This window comes from Paenibacillus sp. GL_099_B, assembly GCF_057835695.1.
In genome coordinates this window covers 4415207-4439268 of sequence record NZ_CM174430.1, presented here as the reverse complement: position 1 = coordinate 4439268, position 24062 = coordinate 4415207, and the positions used below count along the sequence as shown (strand labels likewise).

Annotated in this window: 22 protein-coding genes; 18 read left to right on the top strand and 4 right to left on the bottom strand. The window is 44.1% G+C overall.

Annotated elements, in window-relative coordinates; all coding sequences use genetic code 11:
- Positions 1–5: 5 nt before the first annotated feature.
- The 7 genes from AC3ITG_RS20060 (at position 6) to AC3ITG_RS20030 (ending at position 6690) form a co-directional block, all read left to right on the top strand.
- Positions 6–770, top strand: a complete 765-nt coding sequence (locus tag AC3ITG_RS20060) for an ABC transporter ATP-binding protein (protein WP_489251148.1) — start codon at positions 6–8, stop codon at positions 768–770.
- A gap of 28 nt (positions 771–798) precedes the next feature.
- Positions 799–2124: an MFS transporter gene (locus AC3ITG_RS20055; protein WP_489251147.1), complete on the top strand. Its 1326-nt coding sequence runs from the start codon at positions 799–801 to the stop codon at positions 2122–2124.
- Between the two features lie 203 nt (positions 2125–2327).
- Positions 2328–3395 carry an ankyrin repeat domain-containing protein gene (locus AC3ITG_RS20050; RefSeq protein ID WP_489251146.1) on the top strand — a complete coding sequence of 356 codons (1068 nt, stop codon included), beginning with the start codon at positions 2328–2330 and terminating at the stop codon, positions 3393–3395.
- A gap of 298 nt (positions 3396–3693) precedes the next feature.
- Positions 3694–4998, top strand: a complete 1305-nt coding sequence (locus AC3ITG_RS20045; protein ID WP_489251145.1) for an SPFH domain-containing protein — start codon at positions 3694–3696, stop codon at positions 4996–4998.
- Positions 4998–5741, top strand: coding sequence for a hypothetical protein (locus AC3ITG_RS20040; RefSeq protein WP_489251144.1), 744 nt, complete (start codon positions 4998–5000; stop codon positions 5739–5741). Before AC3ITG_RS20045 ends, AC3ITG_RS20040 begins: the two co-directional genes overlap by 1 nt.
- A gap of 19 nt (positions 5742–5760) precedes the next feature.
- Positions 5761–6147 carry a hypothetical protein gene (locus AC3ITG_RS20035; protein ID WP_413372225.1) on the top strand — a complete coding sequence of 129 codons (387 nt, stop codon included), beginning with the start codon at positions 5761–5763 and terminating at the stop codon, positions 6145–6147.
- A gap of 81 nt (positions 6148–6228) precedes the next feature.
- Positions 6229–6690 (top strand): hypothetical protein, encoded by a 462-nt coding sequence (locus AC3ITG_RS20030; RefSeq protein ID WP_489251143.1) that lies wholly within the window; start codon positions 6229–6231, stop codon positions 6688–6690.
- A gap of 125 nt (positions 6691–6815) precedes the next feature.
- Here the strand turns inward: AC3ITG_RS20030 and AC3ITG_RS20025 are convergent, their stop codons facing one another.
- Complete coding sequence (locus AC3ITG_RS20025) at positions 6816–7676, bottom strand: hypothetical protein (RefSeq protein WP_489251142.1); 861 nt, start codon at positions 7674–7676, stop codon at positions 6816–6818.
- Between the two features lie 26 nt (positions 7677–7702).
- Complete coding sequence (locus tag AC3ITG_RS20020; protein ID WP_489251141.1) at positions 7703–8353, bottom strand: hypothetical protein; 651 nt, start codon at positions 8351–8353, stop codon at positions 7703–7705.
- 164 nt (positions 8354–8517) lie between these two features.
- Here AC3ITG_RS20020 and AC3ITG_RS20015 point away from each other — a divergent pair, with 164 nt between their 5' ends.
- From AC3ITG_RS20015 to AC3ITG_RS20000, 4 genes are all read left to right on the top strand, one after another.
- The gene (locus tag AC3ITG_RS20015; protein ID WP_489251140.1) at positions 8518–9324 is read left to right on the top strand and encodes a helix-turn-helix transcriptional regulator; all 807 of its coding nucleotides are present in this window, start codon (positions 8518–8520) and stop codon (positions 9322–9324) included.
- Positions 9325–9451: 127 nt separating this feature from the next.
- Complete coding sequence (locus tag AC3ITG_RS20010; RefSeq protein WP_489254503.1) at positions 9452–10405, top strand: aldo/keto reductase; 954 nt, start codon at positions 9452–9454, stop codon at positions 10403–10405.
- 123 nt (positions 10406–10528) lie between these two features.
- Positions 10529–11113, top strand: a complete 585-nt coding sequence (locus AC3ITG_RS20005) for a cupin domain-containing protein (RefSeq protein ID WP_489251139.1) — start codon at positions 10529–10531, stop codon at positions 11111–11113.
- 170 nt (positions 11114–11283) lie between these two features.
- Positions 11284–11955, top strand: a complete 672-nt coding sequence (locus tag AC3ITG_RS20000; RefSeq protein ID WP_489251138.1) for a hypothetical protein — start codon at positions 11284–11286, stop codon at positions 11953–11955.
- Positions 11956–12024: 69 nt separating this feature from the next.
- On the opposite strand, the gene AC3ITG_RS19995 is transcribed toward AC3ITG_RS20000, so the two are convergent.
- Entirely contained in the window at positions 12025–12912 is an 888-nt protein-coding gene (locus AC3ITG_RS19995) for a LysR family transcriptional regulator (RefSeq protein ID WP_413372220.1), read from the bottom strand.
- A gap of 112 nt (positions 12913–13024) precedes the next feature.
- On the opposite strand from AC3ITG_RS19995, the gene zwf reads away from it, so the two are divergent.
- The 4 genes from zwf (at position 13025) to AC3ITG_RS19975 (ending at position 18121) form a co-directional block, all read left to right on the top strand.
- On the top strand, positions 13025–14542 hold the full coding sequence (gene zwf, locus AC3ITG_RS19990; protein ID WP_489251137.1) for a glucose-6-phosphate dehydrogenase: 1518 nt from the start codon (positions 13025–13027) through the stop codon (positions 14540–14542).
- A 42-nt stretch (positions 14543–14584) separates the two neighbouring features.
- The gene (fsa, locus tag AC3ITG_RS19985; RefSeq protein ID WP_079693978.1) at positions 14585–15250 is read left to right on the top strand and encodes a fructose-6-phosphate aldolase; all 666 of its coding nucleotides are present in this window, start codon (positions 14585–14587) and stop codon (positions 15248–15250) included.
- A 60-nt stretch (positions 15251–15310) separates the two neighbouring features.
- Positions 15311–16729: an NADP-dependent phosphogluconate dehydrogenase gene (gene gndA, locus AC3ITG_RS19980; RefSeq protein WP_489251136.1), complete on the top strand. Its 1419-nt coding sequence runs from the start codon at positions 15311–15313 to the stop codon at positions 16727–16729.
- Between the two features lie 288 nt (positions 16730–17017).
- A complete protein-coding gene (locus AC3ITG_RS19975) occupies positions 17018–18121 on the top strand; it encodes a metallophosphoesterase (RefSeq protein WP_489251135.1) in 1104 nt (367 codons plus the stop codon).
- A gap of 215 nt (positions 18122–18336) precedes the next feature.
- Here AC3ITG_RS19975 and AC3ITG_RS19970 read toward each other — a convergent pair whose 3' ends face one another.
- On the bottom strand, positions 18337–19359 hold the full coding sequence (locus AC3ITG_RS19970) for a hypothetical protein (RefSeq protein WP_489251134.1): 1023 nt from the start codon (positions 19357–19359) through the stop codon (positions 18337–18339).
- Positions 19360–19619: 260 nt separating this feature from the next.
- On the opposite strand from AC3ITG_RS19970, the gene licT reads away from it, so the two are divergent.
- The 3 genes from licT to AC3ITG_RS19955 all read left to right on the top strand — a co-directional run bounded on the left by licT (position 19620) and on the right by AC3ITG_RS19955 (position 24040).
- The gene (gene licT / locus AC3ITG_RS19965; RefSeq protein ID WP_062328359.1) at positions 19620–20462 is read left to right on the top strand and encodes a BglG family transcription antiterminator LicT; all 843 of its coding nucleotides are present in this window, start codon (positions 19620–19622) and stop codon (positions 20460–20462) included.
- Between the two features lie 144 nt (positions 20463–20606).
- Complete coding sequence (locus tag AC3ITG_RS19960; protein WP_489251133.1) at positions 20607–22526, top strand: beta-glucoside-specific PTS transporter subunit IIABC; 1920 nt, start codon at positions 20607–20609, stop codon at positions 22524–22526.
- A 50-nt stretch (positions 22527–22576) separates the two neighbouring features.
- Positions 22577–24040 (top strand): glycoside hydrolase family 1 protein, encoded by a 1464-nt coding sequence (locus tag AC3ITG_RS19955; protein ID WP_489251132.1) that lies wholly within the window; start codon positions 22577–22579, stop codon positions 24038–24040.
- Positions 24041–24062 lie beyond the last annotated feature (22 nt).

Below are 24062 nucleotides of genomic sequence, written 5' to 3'. Positions count from 1 at the left end.
CGACCATGACTATGATCCTGGAAGCCAAAAACGTGAACAAATCGTACAGTACTGGTGAGCGTGAGAAGCATCCTATTTTGAAGGATATTAGTTTTCAATTGAAGAAGGGCGAATTTGTCTCCATTATGGGTCCGTCGGGCTCAGGAAAATCAACCTTGCTATACAATGTCAGTGGCATGGATCAAGTAAGTAGCGGGAGTGTTTATTTTTCTGGCAAGAAAATTTCGGATTTCTCAGAGAAAGAATTGGCACAGCTTCGCTTGAACAAGATGGGATTTATATTTCAGAACATGCATCTGTTGAAAAATTTGAATCTACTCGACAATATCATTCTGTCTGCCTATCTGGCAAAAAAAAGTAGTAGAGATTCCATTAATACCCGCGCGCTCAAACTGATGAAAAAAATGGGGATTAATGAACTGGCCAACCATAATATCACTCAGGCATCGGGTGGGCAATTGCAACGGATTGCCATCTGCAGGGCGCTGATCAATCAGCCTGATATTCTGTTTGGCGACGAACCCACAGGGGCACTGAATTCACGTTCAACCAATGAAATCATGGATATTCTTGGAGACATTAATGCTTCTGGAACAACGATATTAATCGTTACCCATGACGTCAAAGTCGCAGCTCGATCTGAACGGGTATTATTCATGATGGACGGCAAACTGGTGGCAGATCATAACATGGGCAAGTTTAACAAGCAGCATGACCTTAAGGCGAGAGAGAGCAGCTTAGGTAAGTGGCTAACGAATCACGGGTTCTAACACGGTTAATTGGAGAGGGGCTTATCCAATGAAACAGATGGAACACGGGTCATTTGGAAAATTTTTAATGGTATGGTTCGGACAGCTCATATCTACAATGGGGATCGGAATGACGGCATTCTCCCTTGGAGTGTACGCATTTGAGAAAACCCATATGGCGACAGCTGTGGCGCTGATTACACTGTTTACCTTTTTGCCTAATATCTTGTTGCGTCCTATAGGTGGAGTCCTTGCAGATCGTTTTGACCGGCGCACGATGATGGTCATAGGTGATCTTGGTTCTGCAGCTGGACTAATTTTTATTTTGACCATGATCTTGACGGGAAAAATTGGACTATGGCATCTCTATGCTGGTGTCGCTTTCAGTTCCGTGTTCTCGGCCATTCAAAGTCCGGCGTACAAGGCTTCAGCTACCGATTTGCTCGATAAAGATCAATATTCAAAGGGCAGCGGCTTGATGCAGCTTGCCGAATCATCCAAGTTTCTATTTTCGCCCATTATAGCGGGCATTCTGCTCGGTATAACAACCATTGAAGTCATTCTGGTCATTAATATGTTGACGTATCTGGTTGCGATCGTGGCGGTGCTTGTTATCCGTAAAAGCATTAAAGCAGCGCGAAGAGATGCTGAGAGGAACCACTGGCTTGCTGAGCTTAACGAAGGCTGGATTGAAGTCACGACGAATAAAGGCGTGCTTCTGCTTGTTATCATTATTTCGATCATCACGTTCTATCTGGGATTCCTTGAGACGCTCATTGGTCCTATGATCTTATCATTTTCGGATTCAAGGATGCTTGGCACGTTTCTATCTGTGAGCGCGATCGGTATGCTGATCAGCAGTCTGTGTATTGGCATGTTCACCCTAAGTAAAAAATATTCAAAAACACTTGTTTTGGGTCTGATCATGTCCGGATTGTCATTTTCCCTTTTGGGATTTTCAATAAATATTTATTTCATTATCTTTGCGGGTTTCCTTTTTCTGGCCTCCCTGCCCTTTGTCAACATGAGTGCAGATGTATTGGTGCGCAATAACATATCCAACGAGAAGCAAGGCAGGGTGTGGGGCATCATCGGCATTTTATCGCAATTGGGTTTTATTGTATCCTATAGTCTCGCAGGATTTTTGGCAGACCGTGTCTTTAACCCGCTTTTGTTGGAAGGTGGAGCACTCGCTTCGACCGTAGGATCATATATCGGCGTTGGCCCGGGAAGAGGCATTGCGCTGTTGTTTATTATTGCAGGAGTATTTGTTATCGCTATTGCAGCCATCACTTCTCAACTTAAATCCATTAAGGGGTTAGAGAAGGGGGGTGATATTGTGCCAACAGACCCAACGAATTTAGCGCATGATTGATTGAGTTGGTGTGATGTGGTTTAAAGGATGATATTGGCCCCGGAACTATATGTTTCGGGGTTGGTTTGTATGAAAGGCTTTAGGACTGGAATCATGATTTTGGTAGAGGTTTGTACAAATGAAAAGGATAGCAGGTATACTAATAATAATGAGCATCAGGGGCTTTTAGTCATGAGATATTAACCAGAGGGAGGTTACACCTTTTGTTCAAAATCGGAAATCAAGGAATGTTTGAAACGTTGCCTGATCACGCCAAAGCGATTTACAAGGGAGATGTTATTGCTGTAGAAGAATTCATTAAACAGGGCATGGATCTCGAAAAAGAGATTACGCTCAGCAAATACATAGCATTGACGCCATTAGATATTGCTCTAATCACCAATCAACAGGCAGTGGTCAAGCTTTTGGTGGATAACGGAGTAAACTTGAATGTAAAGGATAATCCAGCGATCCTTAAGGCGGTCAGATATGGCGGGGAAGAGATCATCCGATATTTGCATCAGAAGGGTGCCAAATTGAGTGGTTTGAGCAAGGTGAAGTCGAATGCGTATGATGAAGCCTATTACGGTAACAAAAAGAACATCGCAGTGCTGAAGGACCTCGGACTGGATATTCGAAAATATGGTGGGGAAACGTTACGAAAAGCCGTTTCGAATTACGATATGAAGATGGTCCAGTATTTGCTGGACGAGGGCGTGGACATTAATTACAACGAGTCCGATATGGTGTATCCCTATAAAGCCACACCGCTTACGGTAGCGGCTCGCAACAACAATATGAAGATGGTTCAATTTCTGGTGGAACAGGGGGCGGATGTGACCATTCAAGAGAAGGATGGGGAGCGGGCGTATACGATTGCGATCAGTCAGAAGAATGCGGAAATGGCAGAGTATTTGAAAGCTCATGAGCCGCATGACTTTCACAATCTGAGCAATAAATTGCATGTGCTCAAAGCGTACAAGCTGCCTGGTGCACTAATCCGTTTTCTAACGGAAGGTCCGCGAAGAATCGACTTGCCGGACAATTCGTCCGGCGTGGGATACCTCGAATTCTTTCATCTGATCGATACCGTAGAGATGAAGCTGGGCAGACAGAAACTGCTGCGCATATCCTCTGACGTGGATCAGTACTCCCATATCCTGATCGTCTGGAATCCAAGCAAAAAAATGATTGGCTACGCAGATATTGAACATCAGGAGATTGGAACGATCTCCACGTTCGAAGCGTTCATGGCCGATCCCGCATCATATATGGATAATCTTCTGAATTAACCAGAGGGACTCCACTATCACAAGAACCTCTTGTATATTGTCGATATACAGGAGGTTTTTTAGTGTCTATACCATTCATCTATAGGAAAAATATCTCATGAAATATGAACTATACTAGTGCGAAAGGAGGTTATAAATGGTAAAATAGCAATGCCTAAACATGAAAAAACATTTTTGTTGAAAGATTAGCAGATAAATAAGATATTAAATGGTTTAACTTTAGATTGTTAGAAAGCGATTGTTAGTACGATTGTTTCAATGAAATTATAGTATTCTACTTATGGAGTGAGGAAGAGAAATGGCCATTATTGACGTAATCAAGTATGACGGTTCACCTGATGTATTTGCTTGGAAGCACCCTGAGAATGAATTGGGAACATGGACCCAGTTGATTGTGAATCAATCCCAACAGGCAATCCTCTTTAAGGATGGAAGGGCGCTTGATATGTTCGGCCCAGGAAGACATACGCTAAGTACGGCGAATATCCCGATCTTAAACCGACTCGTTAACCTTCCGTTCGGAGGTAAATCACCTTTTACAGCAGAAGTGTGGTACGTCAACCAAGTAAGCGCACTAGACGTGAAATGGGGAACAGCAAATCCAATTCAGGTACAGGACCCAAAATATAATATTATCGTTCCCGTGAGAGCATTTGGACAGATGGGAATAAAAATAGCAGACTCTCGCAAATTTCTGGTCAAACTTGTGGGAACACTGCCTGAATTTAACCAGGCTGATATGGTCAATTACTTTCGCGGGCTAATTATTATGAACATTAACTCCATGCTGTCTTCCTATCTAATACATAGAAAAGTAAGTGTACTGGAAATCAATGCTTATATCGCAGAAATATCACGACATTTTGCTGATACGATTGCATCTGCTTTTGAAGAGTTTGGTATTGAGTTAATCAACCTGTATATCCACAATGTCAATCTGCCTGAAGAGGACCCTTCGGTCATACGATTGAGAGAAGCGTTGGCACGCAAAGCCGAAATGGATATTATCGGGTACACCTATCAACAGGAGCGTTCATTCGATACGCTTGAAGGTGCAGCCAAAAATGAAGGAAGCATGCAATCGGATATAATGGGTGCAGGGCTTGGTATGGGGATGGGTGTTGGACTGGGAGGATCATTCAGCAGCGAGATGTCCCAGATGTCCAAAGTGATGGCTACAACGGAAACGCCTGCTGTACGCATATGCAAACATTGCAGTCATCCGAACCAGGAGCATAGTTCTTTTTGCAGCAAGTGTGGCAATTCACTTGCCGAAAAATCAGCAACGACCGGTTGTAACAACTGTGGACATGCCTTGCAAAAAGGGACCAAATTTTGTCCCAATTGTGGTGACAAATATCATGCATGCCCATCCTGCGGGGCGGATAATGCGGAGAATGCTTTGGAATGTGTTCAGTGTCACGAACCGATGCCTAGCCCATGCCCCAAGTGCAATCATATGAATTCGGGTCAAACTAAATTTTGCGGCAATTGCGGCTCCAGTCTGTCCTTGAAATGCAGTCAATGTCAACATGAAGTGAAGCCCGGTCAGAAGTTCTGTCTGGATTGCGGAAACAATCTGCAAGATGGAGGGCAGGCATAGTGATAATTAAACGGAGCAAACTTTTCATTTTGGATGCCATCTATCTGATCAGCATGCTGGTAGCCTCAGTCGTTTCTTTTACAGTGTTTAATCATGCCATTGTATCGCTTTCTTTCTGGATGAATCTTGTGGCTTCTTATGTCGCGATTACGGCGATTTGGATTTATATAAGGCATGTTATGCTACATATGGATCGCTTTAAAGAATTGGTTCCTGGTTACACAGCGTTAGGGATCGTGTTGGTGATGTATCTGATCTGTGTAATGATATATTCTCTGTTTACAGGTTTAGCAGATCATGGTCTCCGCTGGTTCGTTTTGTTACATACGGTAACTCTAGCCATCGCCCTCATTCTGTGTGGCATCATTTTGATCTTTATTCAAAGTACACGTCGTAATGAAGCCGTTGAGCAAACGAAATTGGTCAATCTACATTTGATTGAAAACGCTTTGGAGCAGCTGCTTCACACGATGGAGCGCCATTCCGTTCTGACTGCGGAAGAAGAGAGGAAGACCCTTCAAACATTAATAGAACTTGTAAAATATAGTGACCCGATCACTCCACATTCACTTGAATATAATGACCGCCAGATTTTGATGGATATTGAAAAGATGAACAGTGAGCTTTCAACTCATTACGAAGCAGGGGAACTGGTGAATAGCGAGCATCTTGCTTCAAAACTATCCCGGTTAAAGTCCCGTTTGAAAGAGCGGAATCAACAGATCGTGACAAGCAAATCATAAATTCATAGGAGGAAAAGCTGTGAAGAAATTTTTTGGAATTATATTCATTATACTTTCATCTCTGACGATCTTATTATCTATATTATTAATATCCCAGGGAACCGAAATGGCTATTATTAGTACGATTATTCTTTTTATACCCGGCGTTATCGTACTTGTTACAGGAATTAAAATGTGTAGTCGACCTAAATTCCATCCCAAGGTTGATCATTATCACTACCATTATGACAATGAAGAGGAATATGATGATGAAGGGTATTATGAGGATGAGTACCACGATCATGAATACGAGGGACCGCAAGAACCTGTATCTGTGAATTGTTCGGGGTGTGGAGCCAAAGTAAAGGTATATCCGAATTTGTCTTCGGACTGTGAGTATTGCGGAACAACGATGAGGATCTCCTAGCTTAAATAATAGACATCTGACCATTTTGTTGATACGAGTTGTAACCACAGTTTGCTCTATTTGTTATTTGGAGGAATGAAGTTGAGAACGTTTTTTGGACTCTTTTTTATGTTCTTTGCAATTGCCATGCCGATCAGACTTCTTATGGAAGAGAATCTCATCGAAAGATTGGATATGGTTGTTGTCGTTGAATTTATTATTCTTGAATGTATTTTTTTGTATTTTGGTATTAAAATGCTGAGAAAAAAACGTGTCCCACAACGGAAATTTTATGGTGCAGACTATGGAAGTAATCTTGATCGCGAAAATGAAAATGTGCATGCTTATTCAAGTTACAATACCAATACCGTTAGTTACACCAGTCACAATACAATCAACTATACAGAATTTAATACATCCGATGAGAAAGACACTGAAGAAAAGGTCGATGAACCACAAAGGAAGGTTTCGGTGAGTTGTCCGGGATGTGGGGCGAAGGCGAAGGTATATCGGAAGCAATCCACGGATTGTGAGTATTTTGGAACAACTGTTGAAGCACTGTAAAATGGTTGAGAATGGATACGAAAAGGATAAAAGGCTGATTCCTACATGGAGTCAGCCTTTTATCTTTTAGCCCGTTTTGCGGATAAAAGTAAGAGAAAGAACCTCTTATCTCATTCATACTGAATCTAAAAAACTCTCCTGCGTTCAAACACTTCATCCAGCTCCTTGCGATTAACCTTAATAGCACTTGTCTGGTCAATTCCCGGTTGTGATTCCAGTTGATCCAACAATTCAATAAGGGCGTTATAAATTTCTTCACGTTCGATTGTATCAATAAAGTTGGCTTTGGCCTCCATTTGGTTAAACGTCTCGGTGTACACCTCCACTAATAACATCAGTTGTTTCTGTATAAGGTCCAAATCGCTCATATTTTGACTTATTTTTCGAATTTCCTTGAGGTGTTGTTTGTAGGTTTTAGCTGCTCTTTTGGCATGCGCTGCTTTGATGTGATCCCTTCCGTCCCAATCCCCAAAGGGATTGCTGAGATTTTCGGAAAGCCATTCCGGTTTGCGTGGTTTCCCAATCTCCAGATCGATTCGGGTTTGCGCCGCCTTTTTATAGTTTGCCTTAATGGATTTGGCGGCGTCTGAGGGAAGGCTGGTCAGCGAGAGTGTACTTAGTTCGGGAAAATGCTCGGGGCCAGGAAAATCTTCTCCTTTAAATCCAAAAAGATCGTTCAGGGATATGGTCTTCAAAGAGGTCAATTGCTGAATTAACTGTATATTGCTTACGTTGCCGGATTTTCCCCACAATCTTAATTCAGTAAGCTCAGGATAAGTATGTACAACAGGCTGTAAATCAAGTTCCGTAATCTCTCGAACATGCAAACCTCCAAGCCGAGATAATGCTATAACCTGAGGCACAGTCGATGCTACACTCAACGTCATTCGTTGGCCATCTTCATAAGCATTCACATGCAAGTCAGGGGGCACGTCTCCCATGAAGCTCAGAAAGTCGATTCTGGAATGAAGAGTCAAGCTGTTCAAACGGTTCATATCCAGCACAAGTTTGGTTAGTTGTGTTTTCTTAAATCCAGCGCGGATTGTCCGTGTTCATGAATATGAAGTTCATATATAAAGGGATTCTGCTCCAAAAAAGGAATGATGCCTTCCGTATATCCGTGCATTTCGATATGTGTAAGACAAGGAAACTGAACAAGTGCTGCGACATCCTCGGCAGACGTTGGTCTGAAGTTGCGCAAGATACTGGTATTTTTTCTCACCATTGCATCACCTAATGGAATTACACTATAGTCTTCGGCAGCTTGTTTGAAGTGTTCCCTTCGCGATTCATCGATGGCATCCCATTGACGTTGCCGATATAGACTCTCTCCAATCTGCCACCCTGAGCTATAACTTCGGGTTTCTTCCGTTACGAGAGGAGCCCGATTACCAGCAAGAACATAATGCGGTGGAATCACAGCTTGCACGAAGCTGTGATCCCAATCGCCTTTCCAAAAATAGTAATTGCAGCTCAGTGGTTTCATATCCAGAAGTTCCGTTTCATCGGGCGGCTGATCTCCTGTCCAGTCCAATTGCAGGATTGCGGCAAGCTGGCGTGATCCCTTACTCCCGGTTTCTTTCAGGCCAGTGACCTGGCAGGCAGCATATTGTTGTAAATTTCCGACGTATACACAGTAAATGTCTCCGACCGTTGGGACCATGTAGTGCTCCTTTCGTTATGCATGAATCAATGCTAAGCTTCTTGTAAACTAAGGATTTTGCAAAAAGATAATAAAAGAATTATATCAAAGGCGTTCAATCACATCCATTTTGGATAGAGCCGTATTTGAATCCATAGAGATCTAACATTTAAGGGAGGTTATTTATGACTACAGGTATTAGCCGAAATAAAACGCTGGGTGAATTTTTAAAATCTCGGAGGAGCCGGATTCAGCCAGAGCAAGTCGGGATCACCGGATCGTATGGACAGCGCAGAACGCCTGGATTAAGACGTGAGGAAGTCGCGGTACTTGCAGGTGTCAGTGCAACTTACTATACGTGGCTTGAGCAGGGGAGGGAGGTTAACGCGTCTCGAGAGGTAATGGAAAGTATAGCAAATGCACTCCAGTTAAGTGAGGAAGAGAAGGACCACCTATTTCGTTTATGGGACCCTAATGCAGAGCATGTATTCCCTGCCTCCTATTCACATCTCGAAGCGGGATGGCAGAGCATCATTAGTCAACTTGCATACCCTTCTTTTATTACGAATGAAAGGTCAGAAGTACTTGCCTGGAATGAGGCAGCGAATGAAAAGCTGTTCGACTTTTCCTCGATGAACTTGAAAGATCGTGTGATGATGCGAATGTTATTTCTGGATGTAACGCTCCGAGAACGTATGCATAATTGGGATGAATTTGCACGACATTCGGTAGCGGTGTTTCGTACGTACTATGACAAGTATCCAGGTGAACCGGAGTTTTCCAAAATAGTTCAACAGTTGAACGAGGACAGCACAGATTTTCAAAACATTTGGAATCTTCACCAGATAAAACAGAAAAAAGTCAACCGGATCTTTCTCGAGACCACAGATCGGACGGATGGCATTGCCCATGCCTATGATATTTTTTCCATGAGCAATCTCAACGAACAGTCAGGTATTCATTGTTGTGTGTACATCCCCGTTGTGGAGTGACAATAACGATCAGGGTGGTAATTCTAGTACTAGCATAAACAGACTGTGGTTGGGTCTCTGTTCGTGAAATAGAATGAATACAAGTTCAATATCTTTCTATTTATTAACGAAAAGAGGGAACCACATGATCAAGACAAGAACGTTGGGAAGCGATAAATTGCAGGTATCCGGGCTTGGGCTGGGCGTGATGATGATGCCAGACAACCAAGAATCCGTTCATACAATCCAGGGTGCGCTAGATGCAGGAGTAACGATGTTCGATACAGCTGATCTGTACGGTGAATATGAAAAGCAGCGATTTGGAGGCAACGAACAATTACTTGGACGTGCGCTCAAAGGGCGAAGATCCGATGCTATTGTAGCGACCAAGTTCGGTATAACACATACCCAGGGCCCCAAGGGAGATCCGGCGTATATCAAAAAATCAGTAGATGCCAGTCTGTACAACCTGGGCATGGATTATATAGATATCTATTATCAACATCGCCCTGATCCCAATACTCCCATTGAGGAAACGGTGGGAACACTTGCTGATCTGGTACAGCAGGGAAAGATCCGTTATATAGGTCTGTCTGAAGCGTCTGCAGAGACTATTCGTCGTGCGAATGCCGTTCATCCCATTACAGCACTCCAAACGGAGTATTCATTGTGGAGTCGTGAACTCGAAGATGAGATATTGCCATTGCTCGGTGAGTTGAACATTGGTCTTGTGCCCTATAGTCCATTGGGTCGTGGCTTCCTAACAGGCCAGATCCGATCGATAGACGATCTGCCAGAGGACGATTATCGTCGTCATTATCCACGTTTCCAGGGTGAGAATTTCGAGAAAAATCTGGAGGTGGTGCACCTGATCCAAGAGCTGGCTATACAAAAAGGATGCACTGCTTCTCAGCTTGCACTCGCCTGGTTACTCGAAAAGGGAGAACATATCGTTCCGATTCCTGGTACTCGCAGTTTGGAGAGAGTTCATGAGAATCTTGGTGCCTTGCACGTTTCTTTCACTAATGATGAATTGGCTGAGATTGAACGGATATCTCCCAAAGGATTTGCCGCAGGGGGAAGATACCCAGGGCTTGCTTAATATATTATGAAGTTACACAGGCGGTTAAAAATTGCAATGGAACCGTGTCCTCGGTATTATCTCCGCTAATTAGCGCATACAGTACAACAATGAGATGTATGCCTATAAGGAGGAAACAGCGGTATGACTAATCCGATTCTGCAAGCCCCGAATGTTCAGCTGGCGGCCGATTCGACAGCGGTGTTGAATTATCAGCGTGATTCGCGCAATTATATTACCCAGTTGTTTGGACCGCAGCTACCTACGATCAAAAATGGTTTCTTCAATGTACACATGAGCAAAGGAATTATTGTGCAGCCACACTGGCATACAAATGTGACCGAGATGGTCGTTCTGATCAACGGGGAAATTACCACCTCTGTCTACGATCCGTTCAAGCGGGAGCGGATAAGTTATCACTTGAAGCCAGGTCAGGTTTCGATATTCCCTCAAGGATGGTTTCACTGGTTTGTGGCGGAGACCGATGATGTGCACTTGTTGACGATTTTTGACCAACCTACACCAGACATTGTGCTGGGGGCTGACTTCCTGGCTGCAACACCGCCTGAAGTTGCCCATCGTGCATACTGTATTGATGAGGAGGCGTACAGGACGGCAGTGGCATCCATCAAAAATGACGCTATTTTGGGACCGCCGATTGGTTGTGTGGATTCTGTTTCCGATCAGGCGATCAAAGCTTCTAAATCAACCAAAAACTCAAAGGGATAACGTTATCTCGTTCTCCTTTCAAATGACCGATTTCAGGCCCGTGACCGGAAAATTATCCGATTACGGGCTTAAATTTTGTTCCAATTAACACATTCCGAATTCTCTGTTAAGATAGGCATAACATTGGCTTGTTACAGTAGTAGCACTCAAAGAATGTGGAGGGACGATCCATGACCATGACTGAGCAGGAAATGCTGGAAACCGCGATGAGCTATGCACCTGTATTGATGTTTGATCGAAATGAACCCTTTTACCCGGATTTTGTAGGCGTTTCCATTCTGGATCAATCGGGACCTTCACCGTCATTTCAGCGGGAAATTCATTTTCCGGTGGAGGCAGTCCAATATGTGATTGAATTTTCGATTTGGTGGGATTATGAAATTGGGCATTTGTACGAAATGGAGCATGTGTGGATATATGTGGGCGATGACGGTGAAGTCGTGGATTGTGAAGCCAGCTTCCATGGCAGAGTACTTCGGGGATTGCTGAAGGATCGAGTTAATGTGGTTGGACGCCATGTGTGTCTATATTCGCAGCCAGGGAAACATGCTTTTTCACCAATCCCTGTTGTGTTTGAACTGTTGCCAGATTTGTATAGTGCAGCAGGGGCTAATGCGGGTTGTGACGGCCTGCTCGTGAACGAGATGTTCAGAGGTTCTTTCGAAACCAATGAAGAAATTGACGCCAGCGTGCGGAGTTTTCTGCAGACCAAGGCGTTTGTTCCCTCAATGGAGTTTGAAGAGTTTTTGCTTGAGCCGAGTCTATTCATGCCCTGGGAGCAACTGTTTGCTATGATTCCTGAGCGAATTGAGAGCAGATTGAGAGAACTTGATTTAAGATGAGAAAAAGTGCTTCATCATCCTTTTGGGGTGAAGAGGCACTTTTTTTTGTAGACCTGTAGACCAACGAATCTAAACCGCCTTGAAAATGAGATCCATAAACCGGTTGGCTGCCAGGGAAATTGGCATATTACGCTTTGTCATGATGCCTACATGTGAAGGGGGCAAAGAAACATCCAACTGAATTTCGAAGAGAGAGCCTTCTTCCAGCTCTTTGGAAATAAATTCACGAGTGACATACGATATGCCCAATCCTCGCCGTGCAAATTCAATCAACAAATCCACACTGCCGACCTCGATCTCGGGTTTGAGTGTATAGCCATAGCTATTGAACAGTTCCGTAATTGCCATCCGAACCCGGCTGTTTCTGGAGAAAAGAATCAGTTGATGCTCCAGCAGCATTTCCAATGTCATAACTTTATCCTTCAGTTGAGCATAACGTTCGCCCGCGACAAAGCAGTCTTTGAGCTGGATACTTTCCCTGACCTCAAGTTGCGGATCAACAATGGGCATCCGCACAACACCCAAATCAATTTTGCCTTCTTTCAAAAACGTGATGACTTCCGGCGTTGTCCCATGACTTAAATGCAGCTTGATGTTAGGGTAGAGCACATGAAATTCTTCAAGATAGGATAGCATGTAATGCTTGAACAGCGAATCACTGCCACCAATCCTTAGTTCTCCGTTGTCTAAACTCTTTAATGCGGCCATTTTCTCCTCGGCCAGCGAGATCAGAATCTGGGATTGTTCAATATAGGAATACAAACTTACACCTTCCTGTGTTAGAGCAACTCCTTTGGAATTCCGGTAAAACAACGTAAGACCAAAACTTTCCTCCAGCTGTTTGATGGCGTGACTGACACTAGGTTGAGTAATATATAGCGCTTTGGCGGCTTGGGTTAAACTGCCTGTTTTGGCAGCCCAATAAAATACCTTATATAATTCATAATTTGTTGTCATAGATATCGTCTATAGCTCCTGTGAAATATATTAATTACTTGTATGGCTATGAAACGTATTATAGTGTAACTACAGCAAAGAAACCAGAGTTACTTGGAAGGAGAATAGTGAGATGGAACCAACGAGCATTATTTTATTTGGTGCGACTGGCGATTTAGCCAAAAGAAAAATATATCCAGCATTATATAATTTATACATTGAGAAGAAACTTCCGGAATCCTTCTCGCTGATTGGCTTGGGACGCAGAGAATGGTCTAATGAATTCTTTCAGGCACAAGTGGAAAAATCATTAAATGAATTTTCCAGACGCCCTGCTGATCCTGAAGTTGTGAAATCATTTGTGCAGGCTTTCCGTTACAGTGTATTGAATATAAGCCATAAGGAAGATTATATAGAGTTGTTAAATTTAGTGGAACAAAGAGAGGCTGAACTTGGCATTCCATCCAATCGTCTGTTCTACCTTTCGGTTGGTCCAGAATTCTTCGAACCCATTGCAGAGAACATTCAGGGTAGTGGACTTGGATCAACTGAGGGCTGGAAACGCCTTGTGATCGAGAAGCCATTTGGACATGATCTACAATCGGCTCGTGACCTCAATCGCAAATTAAGCGAAGCGTTCACCGAAGAAGAAATTTATCGAATTGACCACTATTTGGGCAAACCGATGGTACAGCGTCTTGAAACCTTGCATCAAAGCAATCCGATCATGAAGGCGTTGTGGAACAACCGTTATATCTCCAATGTGCAGATTACCGCTAATGAGACTGTTGGCGTGGAAGAACGGGCATCCTATTATGATCATGTAGGCGCCGTGCGTGACATGTTCCAGAATCATATGCTGCAATTGCTAATGATGATGGCTATCCAGCTTCCATATAACAGCACCACGGAAAAAGTCGGTTTGAAGAAAAAACACATCATGGAATCGATCCAGCCACTGCAAAAGCAAAACGTGGGTGCAAGCGTCATTCGCGGACAGTATGCTGAAGGAAACATTCAAGGCAAATCCGTTAGCGGATATGCAGCTGAACCGGGTGTTGCCGAGAATACGATGAATGATACTTTTATTGCTGCCAAATTGCAGATTGATGACTTCTTCTGGCGCGGAGTACCTTTCTATATCCGTACCGGTAAACGAATGAAGGAGAAATCAACTCGCATTGTCATCGAATTCAAGGAACCATCTGGACAGGCTAACGTGGTTAACGGTTCTAAACCGAACTTGCTTGTAATTGAGATGAGTCCTGACCAGAGCATGACGCTGCAGCTGAATGCGAGCGACCCGCAAAACAAAGGGGAGTTCAAACCTGTTCATATCGATCTGTCACCAGATCGTGAGGATCTGGCCGAGGCTTATGAGAACTTGATTCATGACGCATTGCATGGTGATCCAACGTTCTTCGCCCATTGGGATGAAGTAGAACTGTCTTGGGCTTGGGTACAACCTATTCTGGATGCATTCCAGGAGAATTTGCTCCCACTTCATCTGTACCCAGCTGGAAGTTATGGACCAGCAGAGTCGGATACGATGCTCGCTGCGGAAGGGCACCACTGGTGGTTTGACCAACCTGCCGATCAGCAGGCTGAAGATGTTATTGAAGTTCCTCTGGCTGTAAATGCAAATCTGTAACATAAAAAAACAAAAAAACATATCCCTTGGAGGTAATTGAATATGAAATTTTTCATCGATACAGCAAACTTGGTAGACATTAAAAAAGCATATAAAATCGGCGTCTTGTCTGGTGTAACAACAAACCCGTCATTGGTAGCCAAAGAAGGCGTGAAATTCGAAGATCGTATTGAAGAAATTTTGCGTGAGGTACCTGAAGTTGAATCCGTATCTGCTGAAGTAACACCAGATGCGATCACAGCTGAAGAGATGATTGCTCAAGCAGACGAACTGATCAAAATCAATAACAACGACAAAAACATCACAATCAAACTGCCAATGACACTTGCAGGACTGGAAGCTTGCCGTTACCTGACCAAAAAAGGCGTGAAAACCAACGTAACGTTGATCTTCACCGTGAACCAGGCGCTGCTTGCTGCTCGTGCCGGTGCAACATATGTATCCCCGTTCCTGGGACGTCTCGATGACATCTCCGAAGATGGCGTACAATTGGTTGCCAAAATTGCTGAGCTGTTCCGTACACATAACCTGGATGCACAAATTATTGCGGCTTCTGTAAGACATCCGGACCACGTTACACGTGTAGCAATGGCAGGAGCACATATTGCTACTGTTCCATTCTCCGTCATTGAACAAATCTCCAAACACCCGCTGACAGATCAAGGCATGGAGAAATTCGCAGCAGACTGGAAAAAAACAGTTCAGTAATAAAGGATTGTTGATCTCGAATTTTAACCTACTATATATAAAGAGTATTGGGAGGACATAATGAGTAAACAACAGATCGGTGTCATCGGACTTGCAGTAATGGGTAAGAACCTTGCCCTTAATATTGAAAGCAAAGGATTCTCGGTATCGGTATTTAACCGTTCCCCGGAGAAAACGAACGATCTTCTCAAAGAAGCCGAAGGCAAAAACCTGATAGGCGCATTTACGATTGAAGAGTTCGTAGCTTCCCTGGAATCCCCACGCAAAATCCTGATCATGGTTCAAGCAGGTAAAGCAACGGACGCTACTATTGAACAACTGCTGCCACACTTGGACCAAGGCGACATCATCATTGATGGAGGGAACGCATACTTCCCTGACACCCAACGCCGCAGCAAAGATCTGGAAGCCAAAGGTTTCCGCTTCATCGGTGCGGGTGTATCCGGTGGTGAAGAAGGCGCGTTGAAAGGCCCGGCAATCATGCCAGGTGGACAAGAAAGTGCGTATGCGCTCGTTGAACCCATTCTGACAGCCATTTCCGCTAAAGTAGGCGACGATGCTTGCAGCACATATATCGGACCAGATGGTGCCGGACACTATGTGAAAATGGTGCACAACGGTATCGAATACGGGGATATGCAGTTGATCGGAGAAGCGTATCATTTGCTCAAATCCGTGCTGAATGTTTCCGTTGAAGAATTGCATGCAATCTTCTCTGAATGGAACCAAGGCGAGCTGGATAGTTACCTGATTGAAATTACGGCAGACATCTTCTCCAAATACGATCCGGAAACGGGCAAACCAATGGTTGATGTCATTCTGGATGCAGCTGGACAAAAAGGAACAGGAAAATGGACAAGCCAAAGCGCGCTGGATCTCGGTGTACCATTGTCCATGATTACGGAATCCGTATTCTCCCGTTTCCTGTCTGCAATGAAAGACGAGCGTGTGGCAGCAAGCAAAATCTTGAATGGACCTGCGGTTGATGCATTCTCTGGCGACAAAAAAGCGTTCATCGAAAATGTGCGCAAAGCGCTGTTTGCAAGTAAAATCGTATCTTACGCACAAGGCTTTGCTCAAATGCGTGCAGCTTCAGACGAATATGGCTGGGATCTGAAATACGGCAACATCGCCATGATATTCCGCGGTGGCTGCATCATCCGTTCGCAGTTCCTGCAAAACATCAAGGAAGCATATGATAAGGATGCAGCACTGAAAAACCTGCTTCTGGACCCATACTTCCAAAACATTGTTGAATCCTACCAAGGTGCATGGCGTGAAGTCGTTGCAGCTGCGGTAACTCAAGGAATTCCGGTTCCTGGATTCTCCAGCGCGTTGTCTTACTATGACAGCTACCGCACTGAGCGTTTGCCTGCAAACCTGTTGCAAGCACAACGTGACTACTTTGGCGCTCACACATTCAAACGTGTGGACAAAGAAGGTTCATTCCACTTCCAATGGATGGACACTAACGAGTAATATGTAATTCGAGATCATTCAGCATTCCTGTGCTCGTTCATGATGTTTTAGTCATGAGCGGACGCAGGAATGTTTTTTTATTCAAATGACAGGCTATGGATTGACGTATCGGCTGATATATAATGATTGGAATTTAAGTATCCCAAATTGTAATAAAATGTACGCATCTGAGGGATGGAAACAGATGTCCTGACCCCTTTAACTGCGTTATACTTGTTCAGATGGACTGGAATTCGTTTAAAGAGAAAATTCAGCAATCAACTTATTGACGTGGAGGTTAACGGAGGCATGTTCGTACTTGCAGGCATCTTGTTTTTGGTTGTGTACGGTTTATTAGTGTTTTACATAGGATGGAGCGGCTGGAGTTGGATGAAGCCTGTCGTATCTGCTAGATTTCGTTGGTTTTACATAGTCGCGCTTGTATTCCTCGCAGTTTCATTCATACTGGCACGGTTGTTTGGAAGTGTTTCCTTCCTTAGTGTAATTGGTTCTTACTGGCTTGCGATCTTTTCTTTGCTGTTATTGATTCTGCCAGTGGTTCATCTAACGTTATGGTTACTTAGACTAACCCGTATTCCAAGACATTACGCTCATAAATGGGCAGGTGTGGTCACCCTCGTGCTGTTGCTGTCCACGCTGGGCTATGGTATCTATAACGCCTATAGTCCAGTCGTAAGACAATACAACATTCAGATTGATAAAAAAGTGGAAGGTGTCGACAGCCTCAACATTGTTATGGCTGCAGATATGCACTTTGGTCTGTTGTCCGGTCCTGCTCATGCTAAACGCATGGTGGAAGAAATTAACGCACTGAAGCCGGATCTGGTGCTCTATCCTGGTGATATTATCGATGACAACCTGGATATGTATCTCAAGAGTGGGATTGCGGATATTATCAGCGGCATTCAGGCCCCTTATGGAGTGTACGCCTCACTGGGCAATCACGATAAGTATAATGGTCCGATCGAGGATCTGATTGCTGCTCTGGAGAAGAGTAATATGCAAGTTCTGTATGATGATAAAATTACATTGGATGACAAGATCACTCTAATTGGACGCAAAGACCGAACAGAGAAGGATCGGGCAGAAGTAGCAACATTGATGCAGAATACCGACTTGAGCAAGCCTGTGCTCATGATGGATCACCAGCCTTATGATTTGGATATTGCGGAGCAAAACCATGTAGATTTAGTAGTGTCTGGTCACACCCATCGTGGTCAGATCGCACCCGCTCAGTTTATTACACAGGCCATATACGAGAATGATTGGGGTTATCTTCAAAAAGGGTCCATGCACTCTATCGTGACCTCTGGTTTCGGCTTCTGGGGACCTCCGATTCGTACTAGCAGTCGTTCGGAGATTGTACAGATTAATGTGACTTTCCAACAATGATGGAAAGCCTCTGTGAAAAAGGGCTGCCTTATAAGTACGTCATTGCGTAGATTAATGATACCGGCTCCGCATATGATGACAAGATTAAACAGACTGTCATCATAAAGCGGAGTATTTCTTATGCAAATTTAGATGGGTAATGATTAATTAGTAAAATAAAACGGCTCGATCTCCCGGAAATCGGAGTTCAAGCCGCCTGTTTTTTATTATGTAAGTTAGTTTCTTTCCCCTTTTGAAGGAATGGCTTCAAATGAATAAAATGCACCTTTTTTATTGATTTTACCGATAATCGTTATGGCTCCTTTTTTCGTGAAGGTGTATTCGTTTTCTTGGATACGAACGGAATAACCTTTTAGCTCAATACCAAATATAGATCTGACTGTAGGTGTAGCGATGGATAGTGCTTTGCTTTTGCTCAGCTTAGGCTTGGCAAAAGACTTTTTGAAATCAGTATCATTTTTCCAGTTAATACCTAGTTCGTTTGTGACTTTCCATACCTTTCCGGTCTTGCTGCCGATATGCACGTAATTTAGATTGTCGTCATCCCGATACTGCCATAACATATCTTTTCCTTCTATGGTAAATAAGGTGTAATCAAAAGCTTTTACTGAGGGGATTCCAAGTTTTTTGAGTGAATTTCGTGCTATGTCTGTCATCCAGGCATAGGCATCATCGATTTTATATTGCAGGATTGCCGACATTTGATTACCTTTGTCCACATCGATGTAAAGTTGTTGACTTGGTCCAAAGATGACCCAGTAGTTTTGGAGTAAATGTCCATGTTCCTGATCATTGGCTTTGAAACGCCAGAAAGAACCTTTAATGAAGATATCTTCATCTTCAAATGTTTTTAAGAAGGCATCGAGCTTCAAGCGCAGCGCATTATCCATTACTTTATTCAGATCAGCGGTATCATACGTGAGAAGGGTGGACAAGACACGATTCGTATCAGGATCGTATCTTTGTGTGAAATCGGCGAACCCAGTTCCATCTATAGTTCCGTTAATGATCCACGGATCAAATGATGTGTCTATTGTGGTGAATTGAATGTTCTGTTTCCCCACGAGTTTAACTAGTTCATCACTCAAAAGTTTTTGCGTCTTCCGATCCAGGCGCCTAGCAGACTCGTGATTCTGTATCAACGAGAGGTCATTGGATTTTGCGGTCAAGGTGAGCGGCGCAGATAACAATAGTGACATGGCGGCAATGACTACGGTCATTGAAATGATTTTTTTCAAAATGAATCCTCCTGTTTAGTTTAGGTCATATTAATAAATATCAATGCTTACATATCATTCAATGTAACATAAAAGTAAAATGTTGCATAACTATATACACTCAAACATCGGTTGCCTGTTGACACCGTTTTCAGGTTATGATAAATTATATCCGAGGCTTGTTACCGGTAATGCGGGCAAAACCACTATGGAAATGATTTTATTATTTCTATTTTGGTTTTGCCCTTTTTTAATCCTCAAAAAAAACAGGTGGGTCCATAATGATTATTAAACAGATATTTAATAACAATATTGTCAGTACAGTGGATGACAAAAATCAGGAACTGCTGATCCTCGGCCGGGGTATCGGGTTTAAGTTCAAGGCAGGCGATGAGATTGATGAAGAACGGATTGAGAAAGTATTCCGTCTTCAGGATGCATCGATCTATGAGAAGTTCAAGTCCATTGTCACGGAAGTGCCGATTGAAATTCTGCAGGCGACAGATGATATTGTGACACTGGCACGTACGCAATTGAACAAAACCATCAGTGACGGGATTTATGTCTCACTGTCGGATCACATTCATTTTGCTGTCCAGCGTCTGGAAAAGGGAATGATTACACGAAATCCGCTCTCCTGGGAAGTGCAGCATTTCTACAAGGCCGAGTTCGACGTGGCCCGGGAAGCGCTCACCTTGCTGAAGGAAAGACTGGATGTGGAGTTTCCCAAGGATGAAATTTGCAACATAGCGCTGCATTTCATCAATGCGGAAGTCAATGATTCCATGAACGATGTTACTCATTTGATGCAGCTTCTTCAGGAGATCATGAACATTATCAAATATCACTTCAATGTCGAATTGGATGAAGATAGCGTCAACTATTTCCGTTTCATTACTCATTTGAAGTATTTCTGCCAACGGGTAATTACTCACTCGTCACATGACGATGCGGAGGAGTATTTATACGAGGTTGTACGGAAAAACTATCCCGAAACCTTCAAATGTATCGGCAAGATTGAGACTTTTATCCATAAGAACTATCAGTATGATATGACTCATTCGGAACAGTTGTATCTGACCCTTCATCTGGAGCGGTTAATGAAACCGAAGCGTGACCAATGAAATATCAGCACATGAACCAGAACCTAACTAAATATCAAATGGGCTTGTTACTGTTCAATCAGGCAATACCCGAATGAATGACACGTAGAAGACGTGGCTATTTGTTCGGGTATTTTTTATTGGAAAAATGAGGAGGAAATGATCATGAAACATCAGGAAACGGCACAGGAAATCATCAAAGCCGTTGGGGGAACAAACAATATCAACTCGGTGTATCATTGCGTCACACGACTGAGATTTGATTTGAAAAATAACGATAAAGTGGATAATAACTCACTCAAGAAACTGGATAAAGTCATGGGAACGAATATCTCAGGAGATCAATTCCAGGTGATTATCGGGAATGACGTGTCCAAAGTATTCGATGCTATGGTGAAGGAACATCCGGCAATACAGCAAAGTTCAGAAAATAAACAGCCTAAACCGGAAAAAAGTAAAAATGTGATTCTCAATATTTTTGAGACAATTGCAGGTGTCTTTGCACCAATGCTGCCAGCGATTACAGCTGCGGGTATGCTCAAGGGATTGCTTGCATTATTCGTATCTCTGGAGTGGATGTCAGCAGGTACTGACACGTACCGTATCCTTTCAGCCATTGGGGATGGCGTATTCTACTTCCTTCCGCTGCTGATTGCGGTTAGTGCCGCTCGTAAATTCGGCAGTAATCCGTTTGTAGCCATTGCGCTAAGTACTGCGCTGATGTATCCCGATATGGGCGCATTGCTATCCAGTGGTGATTCGGTTGCCTTTATTGGCATTCCGGTAACAGCTGTTAGTTATGCGTCATCGGTTATTCCGATTTTGCTTGCCGTATGGTTAATGTCCTATGTTGAGAAATGGGTTGACCGCGTTATCCCGGCAGCATTGAAGCTTCTGCTTGTGCCACTGATTACCTTGCTTGTCATGGTTCCGGTAACGCTGATTGCGATCGGTCCACTGGGTACATTTGTAGGTAGCGGCTTGTCCGGCGGTATTAACTGGTTGCTGAATGAAGGCGGATTGATTGCAGGTATTGTTCTTGGCGGCGCTATGGCGCTCATTATTATGACAGGTATGCACTATGCGCTCGTACCGATCATCCTGAGCAATATTGCTACATTAGGCTTCGATAAATTCTTGCCACTGACGTTCATCTCTAATATGGGACAGGCCGGAGCGACGTTGGGCGTATTCTTCCGTGCAAAAGACAAAAAGCTCAAAACCGTTGCATTGTCCACCAGCTTCACAGCTCTGATGGGTGTAACAGAGCCAGCCATGTACGGCGTGAATATGAAGTATAAAAAACCGTTTGCCGCTGCGATGATTGGTAGTGCAGTGGGTGGCGGATTCGCTCTTGCTTTTGGAGCCAAAGCTTATGTGCTTGCGGGTAACGGTGGTCTTCCGGGTCTGCCATCCCTGATCGGACAAACCTTCTGGTACTCCTTTGGTGGTATGATTCTTGCCTTTGTCGTGGGTGCAATTATGTCTACTGTGTTCGGGATCAAGGAAGAAGAGGGTGATGCCGAGGCGTTGGCTCAATTTTCACCAGGCGCTTCTGAGGCACCAGCGGCAGCACCGTCCAACAATGCTGCAACTGTGAACGTGGACGATATGGGTGCTCCAACACCAACAAGTGATGCGGTAGCCATTGCACCGATGACGGGTAAAGCGATCGCACTTAAAGAAGTTAATGATCCAACGTTTGGCGATGAATTGATGGGTAAAGGTGTGGCATTTGTTCCAACGGTGGGCGAACTGGTGTCACCAGTTACAGGTACCATCATGAATGTGTTCAAAACGAAACATGCGATCGTGGTCCGCAGTGATAACGGAATGGAGCTTCTGATCCATGTTGGGATCAACACCGTGAAACTGCGCGGTCAGTATTTTGAAGCCCATGTCGCTACGGGAGCACGAGTACAGGCTGGAGACAAGTTACTCGCGTTTGAACTTGATCAAATCGCCAAGGAATATGACATTACAACGGCGATGGTCGTTACGAATACGGCTGATTACAAGCAGGTTCTGCCTGTGAAATTGGGTGCAATTACGACTGGTGAAGAAGTATTGAAAGCTGAAATTTAAGGCCTAAAGACGAACTTAAGACGACATCAATAAGAAGAGGAGAGATATGCATGATCAATCGACAAGGGTTTCCAGAAGGTTTTCTGTGGGGCGGCGCAATTGCCGCCAACCAGGCTGAAGGTGGATTTGATGCAGGGGGCAAAGGCTGGTCCACGGCGGATATGGTTCCTTATTTTGAGAAGAAGGATTACACCAACCTTAGAGAACTGATGCACGTGACCAGTGCAACGGTTGAGAAAGCGATGGCTCACCACAGCGCGGAAGGGTACCCGAAGCGTTACGGAATTGATTTCTATCACCGCTTCAAAGAGGACATTGCGCTATTCGCCGAGCTGGGCTTCAAGACATTCCGGCTCTCCATCAACTGGCCGCGTATTTTCCCGAACGGATACGACGCAGAGCCGAATGAAGAAGGATTGCGTTTCTATGATGAAGTGTTCGACGAATTGCGGAAGCACAATATCGAACCTCTCGTGACGCTCTCTCACTATGAAATGCCAATGTCATTGGTGCTGAAGTACAATGGCTGGGCAGGACGGGAAGTTATCGGACATTTTGTAAGATACGCCGAGACCGTAATGAATCGCTACAAAGACAAGGTGAAATACTGGCTGACGTTTAATGAGATCAACACGACCATTATTGAGCCATTCACGGGTGGAGGCATCATTGAAGATCGTGTCGATAACGTGATGCAAGCTTCCTATCAAGCACTTCACCATCAGTTTGTTGCCAGCAGTCTGGTAACGCAGAAGGCGCGTCAGATTAACCCGGACTTCCAGATTGGCTGTATGCTTGCGCGCATGATTCACTACCCGGCAACGTCGAAGCCGGAGGATGTATTGCAAGCTCAGATCGATAATCAGCTGAATCTGCTGCATACCGATGTACAGGTGCGAGGCAGTTATCCAACCTTTATGGCTCGTTATTGGGCTGAGCATGGCATTTCCATTGCGATGGAACCTGAAGACGAAGCGATTATGAAAGAGCATACGGTTGATTTCATCTCGTTCAGTTATTATACATCGCTGGTATCCGCAGTGAATCCGGAGGAATATGGGGTAACTGGGGGCAACCTGTACAGTACGATTAAGAATCCGAATCTGGAGCGTACAGAATGGGGCTGGCAGCTTGATCCGATTGGACTTCGTGTGGCGTTGAAAGAGCTGTATGATCGTTATCAATTGCCTTTGTTTGTCGTGGAAAACGGACTCGGTGCCAAGGATACGGTAGAGGCCGATGGTTCCATTAATGATGATTATCGGATTGATTATCTGAGAAAACATATTACACAAATGAAAGAAGCAGTCATGGATGGGGTAGACCTTATGGGTTATACCAACTGGGGTGCGATTGATATCATCAGTGCGTCCACTTCGGAAATGTCCAAGCGTTATGGCGTAATTTATGTCGATCAAGACGACAACGGACAAGGCACATTGGATCGCTATAAGAAAAAGAGCTTTGGTTGGTATCAAAAGGTTATCGCTACGAATGGCGAAGATTTGGGTTGATTTCGGGGGCAGTCCTTGCGCA